Source organism: Streptomyces sp. CNT360, assembly GCF_000424785.1.
The window spans coordinates 240,140-250,003 of the sequence record NZ_KE384244.1; the positions used below are offsets into that span (position 1 = coordinate 240,140).

Sequence of the window (9,864 nt, forward strand, 5' to 3'; positions counted from 1 at the left end):
CGCAGGCTGTCCGGCCCGAAAGGGGCCGGACAGCCTGTTTCGTGTCGCGCCCTTACACCAAGTGCGGGGCGTGGTGAGGGCTTTCGCTGTATCCGTCCTGCGAGGTATTTCGGCATGTTTGATGCATCCATGACCGTGACGGCTGCGGCGCGTTCTGCGTCGTTTCAGGAGTTGCCCCCGGCAGCGCGAGTGGCTTGGGCCAAGCACGATCGCACGACGGAGGGTTGGCTTCCGCTGTGGCGGCATATGGCCGACAGCATGGCGGTCGCCGGAGAGCTGTGGGAGCGATGGGTTCCCCGGTCAGTCAGGGAGGTAGTGGCTGAGGCATTGCCTGGCGGGGGCGGTGACGCTCTTCGGCTGGTGCGGTTCCTAGGCGGTGTCCATGACACCGGGAAGGCCACTCCTGCCTTTGCCTGCCAGGTGGAACCTCTTGCTGTGGGCATGAGGGATGTCGGGTTGGACATGTTGACCGCCAGGGAATATGGGTCGGACCGGCGGCTGGCTCCGCACGGGCTGGCTGGGCAATTGCTGCTTCAGGAGTGGCTGGGAGAGCGGTTCGGGCTCGCTGGACGGGTGTCCGGGCAGTTCGCGGTCGTGGTGGGCGGGCATCACGGGGTGCCCCCGGAACACCAGCACATTCACGATCTCCAGCTTCGTCCCCACCTGCTCCGGCATCCTGGGACATCTGAAGGGGTCTGGCGTGGCGTGCAGTTCGCGTTGATGGACGCATGCGCACAGGCGGCAGGGGTAACGGAGCGGTTCGCGGAGTGGAGGGGGGTGCGGCTGCCGCAGACGGTGCAGGTGTTGCTGTCCTCGGTAGTGATCGTTGCGGACTGGATCGCCAGTGCTCCCGAGCTGTTCCCGTACGACCCGGAGTCATGGCGGCCTGCCGGAGCGGTAGGTGAGCAGAGTCGGTTGCGGGCTGCCTGGACGGGGTTGGACCTGCCGGGACCGTGGACGCCAAAGGTGCCGCAAGGGCGGGTATCGGAGCTGTTCGCGGCGCGTTTTCCCCAGCTGCGGGGCTGTGAGGTGCGTCCGGTGCAGGCCGAGGCCGTACGCGTGGCGCGCTCCATGCCGGAGCCCGGCCTGGTGATGATCGAAGCGCCCATGGGTGAGGGCAAGACTGAGGGGGCCCTTGCTGCGGCGGAGGTCCTTGCTGCGCGCTCGGGGGCGGGCGGGGTCCTGGTGGCGTTGCCGACGCGTGCCACCAGCGATGCGATGTTCGACCGCTTGGCGCAGTGGCTGGAGCACTTGCCGCGTGATGAGGGCGAATCATCGTCGGTCGTGCTCGCTCACGCCAAGGCGGCGCTGAACGGGACGTGGGCCGGCATGTTGAGGCGGGGGCGGCGGGCTGTTGCCGCGGTTGATCCGGACGGCGCGAACGGGCGTGTGGAGGTGGGGGCGCGTCCTGCGGGGCTGCATGCGCATCAGTGGTTGCGGGGGCGGAAGAAGCAGCTTCTGGCGTCGTTCGCGGTGGGGACAATCGATCAGGTGCTGTTCGCCGGGCTGAAGAGCCGGCATTTGGCGCTTCGGCATCTGGCGGTGGCGGGGAAGGTCGTCGTCATCGACGAGGTTCATGCCTACGACGCGTACATGAGCAGCTATCTGGACCGGGTGCTGGAGTGGCTGGCGGTATACAGGGTGCCGGTTGTTCTGCTGTCCGCGACGCTTCCGTCCGCGCGTCGGCGGGCTCTGGCTGCCGCGTACGCCGGGGAGTCGGGTGCTGCGGAGATCGAGTCGGCGGCGGATGCCTATCCACTGGTCAGTGCGGTATCGCCGGGCTGCCGGGCCGTGAGTGTCCGTCCTGGTGCGGCTTCGGGGCGCGGAGTAGAGGTGGTGGTGGAGCGCTGCGAGGACGACGTGTCCGTCCTGGCCGAGCGGCTGGCCGAGGAGCTGGCCGATGGCGGCTGCGCGCTGGTCGTCCGGAACACGGTGGCACGGGTGCTGGAGGCGGCGCAGGTGCTGCGCGAGAGGTTCGGTGAGGAGGCGGTGACGGTCGCGCACTCCCGTTTCCTGGCCGCCGACCGGGCTGCGAAGGACGCGGAGCTGGTCCGACGGTTCGGGCCGGGAGGTGACCAACGCCCGGTCAGGCACGTGGTGGTAGCCAGCCAGGTGGTCGAACAGTCACTCGATATCGACTTCGATGTGATGGTCACCGACCTGGCGCCGGTCGACCTGGTGTTGCAACGGATGGGACGCCTGCACCGGCATATGCGGCCACGGCCGGCTCGGCTGAGCAGGCCACGGTGCCTGATCACGGGAGTGGACTGGCAGGCCACGCCGCCTCGCCCCGTCGAAGGATCGCGGGCTGTCTACGGGGGCGACTACACGCTGCTGGCTTCACTCGCCGTGCTCGGCCCCCACTTGGACGGCTCCCCTTTGAGTATGCCCGGGGGGATCAGCCCACTGGTGCAGCAGGCGTACGACGCTGATCCGGCGGTGCCACAGGCGTGGGCGGAAGCGATGAATGAGGCCCAGGCGCAGCACCAGGAGTTGCTAGCCGCGAAAAGGGAGAAGGCGGAGAGCTATCTCCTGGGGCCGGTGCGGCGCCCCGGAAGGCCGGTGTACGGGTGGCTGGAGGCCCAGGCCGGGGACACCGACGACACCGGTGCGGGCCGCGCGCAGGTGCGCGATGCCGAGGAGTCCTTGGAGGTCTTGGTCATCCAGCGGCGGGCGGACGGGAGCCTGACCACGGTCCCGTGGCTGGCTGACGATGAGGAAGGGCCACTCGGTGCTCTCGTTCTGCCCACGGACTTTCCGCCGAGCCGGCGTGCGGCGGAAGCGGTGGCGGCCAGTTCCCTCACGCTGCCCGCGCTCTTCAGTAAGCCGTGGGTGATCGACCGCGCCATTGCCGAACTGGAGGGGCTGCTGATTCCGGCCTGGCAGGTGAAGGAATGCCCGTGGCTGGCAGGGGAGTTGCTGCTCGTCCTGGACGAGGATTGTCAGACCCGTCTGTCAGGCTTCCTTCTGGAGTACAGCCCTGCCGATGGGCTGCGGGTCATAGGGCCGTCATGGGCTGATGATGGCCCGTTGCCGGAAGGCGGGCGGACTCCTGCGGCCGAGCGCGGGGTTGCTGGAGAGGACGGTCGGAATGAGCAAGCGGGCACTGAGGACGGTGAAGAGCAGTTCGGCTCTTATCAGCCGGTTACGGGGGGCGGTGCGGTGAGTGAGGAACGGCCAGTGGACTCCGGGCCTCCCTCTTTCAATCTGGTCTCCGCACCGTGGGTGCCGGTACAGCGCGAGGACGGCACGGTGCAGGAGGTCTCTTTGTCACAGCTGTTCAAGGAGGCCGGGCAGCTTCGGCGGATGGTGGGGGACCTGCCGACGCAGGAGATAGCTGTGCTGCGCCTGCTCCTGGCCATCGTGTACGACGCGTTGGCAGACGCGCATGGCGCGACGTTTCCTGAGACGTTGGAGGACTGGGAGGAGCTGTGGCTCTCCGACGATCCGTTCGCCGAGGTCCCTGCCTACCTCGACCGGTACCGCGACCGCTTCGACCTGTTCCATCCCGAGCGGCCCTTCTACCAGGTGGCCGGGCTGCGCACCGCCAGAGACGACCTGGCTCCGCTCAGCCGCATCGTCACCGATGTGCCCGTCGGCTCGGTGTTCTTCAGCATGCGCGCGCCCGGCGTCGACAGGCTCTCCTACGCGGAGGCGGCCCGCTGGCTGGTGCACGCGCACGCATTCGATACCTCTGGCATCAAGTCCGGCCTGGTCGGCGACGAGGAACGGGCGAAGGCAGGGAAGGTCTATCCGCTGGGGGTGGGCTCACTGGGGAATCTGGGCGGCGTCTTCGCCGAGGGCGACACCGTGCGCGAGACGCTGCTGCTGAACTTGCTCGCGCCCTATGAGCTGGACCTCGCCCAGGACGGGACCGGGGACGACCGCCCCGTGTGGCGACGTGCGCCGACCGGAGCCGCCCCCCGAGATGACCAACGCCCCCTGGGCCTGCGGGATTTGTACACCTGGCAGTCCAGGAGGCTTCGGCTGCACCCGGAGAACGGGGCAGTGACGGGCGTCGTCCTCGGGTATGGCGATCAGCTCGCCGTCGCCTCCCCCTGGAAGTTGGAGCCGATGACTGCCTGGCGCCGCAGCCCTGCTCTGGAAAAGCAGCAGCAGCGACAGCCGGTGTACGCACCACGGCGCCACGATCCCGGTAGGACGGCCTGGCGCGGCCTCGCCTCTCTTCTACCCGCGCGCCAGAGCACGGGCGACATCGGGAAGAAAGGGGAAGCACCCCGGGCCCTGCGCTCGGGCATCAGTCGCTGGTTCACCCAAGTGATCACCGAAGGGGAGGTCGATCCGGGCAAACTCGTCCGGCTGCGTCTCGTCGGTGCCGTCTACGGCACACAGCAGTCGGTCGTGGACGAGGTCGTGGACGACTCCGTGGTCCTCCCGGTGATCACCCTTCACGAGAAGAACCCGGTGTACGGCGCCGCGGCTCTGGACGCAGTCCAGTGGGCCGAGGACGCCGTCGAGGCGTTGGGGCAGCTTGCCGGAAACCTCGCAAGGGCTGCCGGAAGCGATCCGGCACCGCCTACCAGCACCGCGCGGGACGCGGGGTGCGGTGCGCTGGACGGTCCCTACCGAGCGTGGCTGACGGACCTGCTGTCCTTCCCCGACTTGGAGGCGGCACGAGGGGCCTGGAAGTCGACCGTGCGTCGACACATGACCAGCCTCGGCCGCCAGATCCTCGCCTCTGCCGGCCCGGCCGCGGACGAGGGGCGAATGGTCGAACTCCCCGGCCTGGGCTCCCGGTGGATGGACGCCGGCCGCGCCCACCTGTGGTTCGCGGGACGCCTGAACAAGGTCCTCGGCCCGGCCACCGACACACCCGAGGACCCCAGGGAGAGCGCCTCATGACCACCAGCACGAACCAGACCTTCTCCACACCGGGTACGGACGCCACCGACCGCAGCGTCGCACTGGTGCAAAGCGCCACCCGCCGTACGGTCGGCCGTCTCCAGGGCGGCTACCGCCAGGACGTCGCCTCCGCGGTGGCCGCAGTGGCGCGGTTGCGCCGCGAAGCAGGCCGCGACCCACACGTCTCCCCCACCGCGTGGGGGCTCGACGACCTAGAGGACCTCTCGTTTCTCAGAGACGCGGAGCAGGAGACGGAACAAGAGCGCCGAGGCGACGAGGCTGCACCGCAGCACTTCTCGGCCCGCGCCAGGCAATGGGTGGAAGAGCGACAGGCGCAAGAGGATCGGGCCGTGCACCTGGCGGTGACCCTCTGGGCACTGCACCAGCAGTCCATCCGCGACACCCCGATGCACCAGAGCAACTGGCCGCTGGGACGCGCGGTCCGGCGGCTCGCCCACGGCATGACCGGAACCCAGGATCAGCTTGAGGCTGCCGACACCGGCAAGGGCGGCTCCGAAGGCGAGCGGCACCCCGTCGAAGAAGCCAGCGAGACCATCCGCAAGCGTTTCGTGCGGATCGGCACATCGACGGACTTCGACACCCTCAGCGGGCGTCTGCGCCAGATGGTGCTTCTGCTGCGGGCCGCGCGCATCCCCTTGGACTACGGATACCTCGCGGGCCAGCTGCTGCTTTGGCAGAGCGAACCTCTCCAGGACGGCGTACGGCGTGCATGGGGGCGCGAGTTCCACCTCGCGTACGCAAGGCAGGCCTCGGCGGACGACACCAAGGCCGAGTGACGCCCGGCCACACCCCGAACAGCCAGCCACCTACGCGCATATCAACGGGCCCACGAGCAGGGGCCGCAAGCAGAATGGATCTACGGTGACCCGAACCATCCTCGACATCCACATTCTCCAGACCGTCCCACCGAGCAACCTCAACCGCGACGACACAGGAACCCCCAAGTCGGCCTACTTCGGCGGGGTACGGCGAGCACGCGTGTCGAGCCAGGCGTGGAAGCGGGCCACACGCCGGGCGTTCGAGGACCTCCTGCCCCCGGCCGACCTGGGCGTGCGGACGAAAAAGGTGGCAGCCGCACTGGCCGAGCGGATCGCCGCCCGGAACACACAGCTGCAACCGGTGTCCGTACAACTCGCCACCGACGTGCTCAAGGCCGCGACCGGCTCGACCATCGACGTGCCGAAGCGCAAGCCAAAGACCGCTGACGGGGAGGAGGGAGCCGAGACCCCTGAATCCTCGTACCTGATGTTCTTGAGCGCACGGCAGCTGGACGCCCTCGCCGAGCTGGCCGTCACCGGAAGCGGCGAGGATGGAGACCCCAAAGAACTCAAGAAGTTCCTGAAGGAGAACAAGGCCCACACCAGGCAGGCCGTCGACACTCGGCACTCTGTCGACATCGCCCTCTTCGGCCGTATGGTCGCCGACTCCGCCGACCTCAACGTGGACGCGGCAACACAGGTGGCTCACGCTCTCAGCGTGCACAAGTCGGACATCGAGTCCGACTACTACACGGCGGTGGACGATCTCAGCCGGGAAGACGAGACCGGTGCGGGAATGATCGGAACCATCGATTTCAACTCGGCCACGCTCTACCGCTACGCCGCCGTGGACGTCGATCAGCTACGACGCAACCTCGGAGACGGGCTGCGCGAGAACGAGTCACCGACCACCCCGGTGGAGAAGGCAGTGGGCGCCTTCCTGGAAGCCTTTGTCACCTCCCTGCCGACCGGAAAGATCAACACCTTCGGCAACCACACCCTTCCCTCCGCGGTGATCGTCAAGCTGCGGGACCGCTGGCCCGTCAGCTTCGTGGGCGCCTTCGAAGAACCGGTCCCCAAGACCTCGACAGGCGGATACGTGCGGGAGAGCTGCCGAAAGCTCGCCACGTTCGTGCCCGACCTGGAGCGGCAGTACGGCATCGCCGACAAGGAGCAGAGCTGGGTTTTCCGTGTGGGCGAGGAGACGAGCGCCCTTGGCGAACTGGGCACGGAGGTGTCACTGACCCAGCTCGTGCGCGAGGTCTCCGAGGCGGTGGGCCAGCGGCTGGAGACCAGCGTATGACCGCGCTGCTGCTCCGGCTGGCGGGTCCCATGCAGTCCTGGGGTGCAGCCGCCCGCTTCGCCCGGCGCACCACGGAGAACGCCCCCACCAAGAGCGGCGTGCTCGGCTTGCTCGCCGCCGCGCTGGGCCGCCCCCGCACCGCGGACCTGTCCGACCTGGCCGCGCTGCGCTTCGGCGTGCGGATCGACCAGCCCGGCTCCCGCATGCGCGACTTCCACACCGCTCACCACGCCGACTCCGGCAAGGCCATGCCGCTCTCGGAGCGGTACTACCTCACCGACGCGGTGTTCGTCGCCGGGGTCGAGGGCGATGCCGCGCTGCTCGACCGCCTGCATCGCGCCCTCCTGGCGCCGTACTACCTTCCCTACCTCGGCCGCCGATCCTGCCCACCCTCCCGGCCCGTCGAGATGGGGCGGCCCGTCGACGCATCCCTGGAAGAAGCGTTGCGCGGCGCCCCCTGGCAGGCATCCGGCTGGTACATCCGGCAGCTGGAGCGCACTGCCCGAGCCAGCGGCAGCTCATCCGGCACGGAAGCGCTGGATCTCCTGCTGGACTGCCCGCCCGGAGAGACTCCCCACCTGTCCCTGCGTGATACGCCGGCCAGCTTCGACCCCCGCCACAGGCGCTACGAACTGCGCGGACTGATCACCGACCGGACCACCGCCGCGTCCCACGACCCGACCACCGGCCTGCGCCCCGTGGGCCCTTCTGACGAGGGCATCACGGAGAGCCTCCCGAGGACCATCTGATGTACCTGACGCGCTTCCGCATCAACACCGCCCGCACCGAGGCCCGGAGGCTGCTGGGCTCACCGCACTTCATGCACGGCGCGGTGAACATGGCCTTCCCCGACGCGCCACCCCGGGACGAACACGGACCACGCGTGCTGTGGCGCCTCGACCACACCCCCTCCGGCCGCCCCGACCTGTTCATCGTCAGTCCCAGCAGACCGGACCTGACCCACCTCGTCGAGCAGATGGGCTGGCCCACCCTCGAAGAGCCGGGATGGTCCACCTTCGCCTACGAGGAATTCCTGGCCACCCTCAAACAAGGAGACACCTGGGGCTTCCGCCTCACCGCCAACCCCGTGCACCACATCCGCAAGCCGGGCAGCGCCAAGGACGCCCCCACCAAACGGACCGCCCATCTGACCCCCAAACACCAGCTCCAGTGGCTTCTCCAGCGGCAGCAGAGCGCCGGGTTCGAAGTCACGCGTACGCCCGATGCCCGTCGCCTACTGCCCGGGCACGGTGACGATCTCGGCGACGAGTACGAGGTGATCGTGCACAACCAGGTGCCGTACCAGTTCCGCAAGCGCAACGCGCGCTCACGAAGCGACATCCGCTTCGTGAGCGTCACCTTCGACGGCCGACTACGGATCACCGACCTCGACGCATTCCGCCGCACCCTCACCCAGGGCCTTGGCAAGGCCAAAGCCTACGGTTGCGGCCTGATGACCCTGGCCCCCCTGCGGTGAGCGGCACCGTCAGCCGTCGGGCTGCCTCCACCCCTCGCGAGCTGTACCGGGTCAAAGACCGGGTCTCCTTCATCTACCTGGAGCGGTGCACCGTCCACCGTGACGACAATGCGATCACCGCCACGGACGCCGACGGCGTCACCCACATCCCTGCAGCGACCATCGGAACACTCCTGCTCGGCCCGGGCACCCGCGTCACCCACCAGGCCATGTCCGTCCTCGGCGAATGCGGCGCCGGGGTCGCCTGGGTCGGCGAGCACGGCGTGCGCTTCTACGCCGGCGGCCGGGCACTGACCCGCTCCTCCGCCCTGGCCGAAGCGCACGCGACCGCCTGGGCCAACCGGCGAACCCGACTGCAAGTGGCCCGGGAGATGTACCGTCTGCGCTTCCCGGAGGAGGACCCGGCCGGACACACCCGCGACGAACTGCTGCGCATGGAAGGCCGCCGCCTCAAGGAGTGCTACCGCCGCGAATCCACCCGAACCGGCGTCCCCTGGCGGCGCCGCGAGTACCACCACGGGGACTTCTCCGCAGGCGACGCGCCCAACCAGGCCGTGACCGCTGCCGCCCAATGCATGTACGGCATCGCGCACGCAGTCGTCACCGCCCTCGGCTGCTCCCCGGCCCTGGGATTCGTCCACTCAGGCCACGAACGCTCCTTCGTCCTGGACATCGCCGACCTCTACAAGACCGACATCGCCATCCCAGCCGCGTTCGACGCAGCAGCGCACGGCCCCGACGACGTGGCCACACGAACACGACGTGCTCTACGCGACCGCATCAACGAGACCGCACTGTTGGACCGCTGCGTGCGAGACATCAAGCAACTCCTGCGCTACGACGAGGCCCAAGCCGGCGAATCTCCCGAAGCACAGGACAGCGTCACCTTGCAGACCGACGGGGACCTTCATGTGACAGGCGGCCGGAACTACGGGGAAGACCCCATCTGGTGACCGTCATCATCCTGGCCAACTGCCCCGCTGGACTCCGTGGCTTCCTGACCCGCTGGCTACTGGAACTCTCCCCCGGCGTCTTCCTGGGCTCCCCCTCCGCCCGCGTGCGAGAGATCCTGTGGGCCGAGGTATGCCAATACTCCGGCCAGGGCCGCGCCCTGCTCGCCTACCAGACCAACAACGAGCAGGGCTTCACCTTCAAGACCCACGACCACAGCTGGCACCCCGTCGACCATGAGGGCCTGACACTCCTACACCGCCCAAACCCCACCCAACCCCACGAAGCCGCTCCCACCCTCAAGCCGCCCAAACAGGGCTGGAGCAAGGCCGCCAAACGCCGTCGCTTCGGAAACAGCTGATGACTTTGAGTAGGTTCCTGCAATATGGATCCACTATGCCGGAATTCGCAGTAGTGGGTAAAAACCAGCGCTCGGCGATGTAAAGCCCCTGGTCACGGCCTGTGGTCCCCGCGCCTGCGGGGCTGTTCCC

7 protein-coding genes are annotated in these 9,864 nt (G+C 68.5%); all 7 read left to right on the forward strand.

Annotated features, from left to right (window positions below):
- The first annotated feature begins 129 nt into the window (after positions 1-129).
- On the forward strand, positions 130-4,863 hold the full coding sequence (gene casA / locus H297_RS0128770) for a type I-E CRISPR-associated protein Cse1/CasA (protein WP_078514786.1): 4,734 nt from the start codon (positions 130-132) through the stop codon (positions 4,861-4,863).
- A complete protein-coding gene (gene casB / locus H297_RS40550) occupies positions 4,860-5,660 on the forward strand; it encodes a type I-E CRISPR-associated protein Cse2/CasB (protein WP_051352258.1) in 801 nt (266 codons plus the stop codon). The genes casA and casB overlap by 4 nt, the downstream gene beginning before the upstream one ends.
- Before the next feature lie 85 nt (positions 5,661-5,745).
- Positions 5,746-6,945, forward strand: coding sequence for a type I-E CRISPR-associated protein Cas7/Cse4/CasC (gene cas7e, locus H297_RS0128780; RefSeq protein ID WP_027739874.1), 1,200 nt, complete (start codon positions 5,746-5,748; stop codon positions 6,943-6,945).
- Positions 6,942-7,694, forward strand: a complete 753-nt coding sequence (cas5e, locus tag H297_RS0128785) for a type I-E CRISPR-associated protein Cas5/CasD (protein ID WP_027739875.1) — start codon at positions 6,942-6,944, stop codon at positions 7,692-7,694. Before cas7e ends, cas5e begins: the two co-directional genes overlap by 4 nt.
- Entirely contained in the window at positions 7,694-8,422 is a 729-nt protein-coding gene (cas6e, locus tag H297_RS0128790) for a type I-E CRISPR-associated protein Cas6/Cse3/CasE (protein ID WP_027739876.1), read from the forward strand. The genes cas5e and cas6e overlap by 1 nt, the downstream gene beginning before the upstream one ends.
- On the forward strand, positions 8,419-9,375 hold the full coding sequence (gene cas1e, locus H297_RS0128795; RefSeq protein ID WP_027739877.1) for a type I-E CRISPR-associated endonuclease Cas1e: 957 nt from the start codon (positions 8,419-8,421) through the stop codon (positions 9,373-9,375). Before cas6e ends, cas1e begins: the two co-directional genes overlap by 4 nt.
- Entirely contained in the window at positions 9,372-9,734 is a 363-nt protein-coding gene (gene cas2e, locus H297_RS0128800) for a type I-E CRISPR-associated endoribonuclease Cas2e (protein ID WP_027739878.1), read from the forward strand. Before cas1e ends, cas2e begins: the two co-directional genes overlap by 4 nt.
- Positions 9,735-9,864 lie beyond the last annotated feature (130 nt).

Bases quoted from the DNA above. Each gene is read 5' to 3' on its own strand.
- casB (WP_051352258.1), top strand. From the start codon at position 4,860: ATGACCACCAGCACGAACCAGACCTTCTCCACACCGGGTACGGACGCC.
- cas5e (WP_027739875.1), top strand. From the start codon at position 6,942: ATGACCGCGCTGCTGCTCCGGCTGGCGGGTCCCATGCAGTCCTGGGGT.
- casA (WP_078514786.1), top strand. From the start codon at position 130: ATGACCGTGACGGCTGCGGCGCGTTCTGCGTCGTTTCAGGAGTTGCCC.
- cas6e (WP_027739876.1), top strand. From the start codon at position 7,694: ATGTACCTGACGCGCTTCCGCATCAACACCGCCCGCACCGAGGCCCGG.